The organism is Microbacterium wangyouchuni (assembly GCF_051546305.1).
GTDB lineage: Bacteria > Actinomycetota > Actinomycetes > Actinomycetales > Microbacteriaceae > Microbacterium.
This window is the reverse complement of sequence record NZ_JBPTMA010000021.1, coordinates 1-1,170: the sequence shown is the minus strand read 5'-3', so window position 1 is coordinate 1,170 and position 1,170 is coordinate 1. Positions and strand designations below refer to the sequence as shown.

Annotated in this window: 1 protein-coding gene; it reads right to left on the bottom strand. The window is 60.8% G+C overall.

The window, feature by feature from the left end; all coding sequences use genetic code 11:
• The coding region (locus ACSS7Z_RS16225) for an IS30 family transposase (protein ID WP_438255910.1) at positions 1 to 985 on the bottom strand (985 nt) is incomplete at its 3' end.
• Between the last annotated feature and the right edge of the window lie 185 nt (positions 986 to 1,170).

The following is a 1,170-nucleotide window of genomic DNA, read 5'->3' as shown; positions in this document are numbered from 1 at the left end:
GGGGGCGGCGATTCAGGATCGCGGCGGTCCGGGCGAGGTCCTCGGGAGAGTGGGCGGAGAGATCTGATCCTTTCTCGAACCAGAATCGTAGAAGCCGGTTGGTGTTCTCGTTGGTCCCGCGTTGCCAGGGTGAGTGTGGGTCACAGAAGTAGAGCGTTGTCTCTAACGCGGTCTGGATTTTGGCGTACTCGGCGAGCTCTGTTCCGCGATCCCAGGTGATCGAACGGCGCAGGTGTTCAGGCAGCGCGCCCATCTCGCGGATCATTGCGGTAGCGACAGTATCTGCGGAGTGGTCTCCGGGTAGGTGGAGCAGAATCGTGAAGCGTGTCGTGCGTTCAACGAGAGTGCCGATCGCGGTGCCGTCAGAACCGATGATCAAGTCGCCCTCCCAGTGCCCAGGGATAGCCCGGTCCTCGACCTCGGCCGGCCGATCACTGATCTTGAACGCTTCTTTATAGGGGCTGTTCTTACGTCGCTGCGCCGTGTGGGCAACACGCTTCTTCCGCTTCAGAGAGAGCTTCTCCGCGAGATCTGCCCGCAATTTCCCGCGGGTCTGGACGTAAAGGGCTTGGTAGATCGTCTCGTGACTCACGTGCATAGTCTGATCGTCCGGGAAGGAAACCTCTAACATCGTGGAGATCAGTTTCGGGCTCCACCCTTCGTCCATCCACCCCTCGATCAACCGGCACAGCGCCTCGTTCTCGATCAACGTGAACGGCTTCGGTCGACGCCTGGCCTGATGCGCGCGGGTGTGCGCGACCGACGCGTAATACACCCCGTCGGCGCTTGTGTTGCGTCGCACTTCCCGCCAGACCACGGACTTGTCTCGACCGATCTCGGCGGCGATCTTCGCGTAACTCAGCCCTGCACGGAACCCCATTTGGATCACGCCGCGCTCTGTCGCAGTCAACATTCGTCCGCTAGCAAGGGGCGCAACTGGCGCCAGGTCATCGAGGCCTCCATCGGCTCCAAGGTTGATCTTCATCCCTCCAGACTGAGACCACCAGCGAGATCCCGACGTGCCAGACACACCCAAGCTCAGCGCAGCACGCTGAACGGGCACCCCCGCACACACGAGATCGACGAACTGCGTACGAGTATTCGGCGGGAACAACTTGACCATGAAACGCTCCTTCAAGAAGAACGTTGCTGCCACCATATGACTTCGCC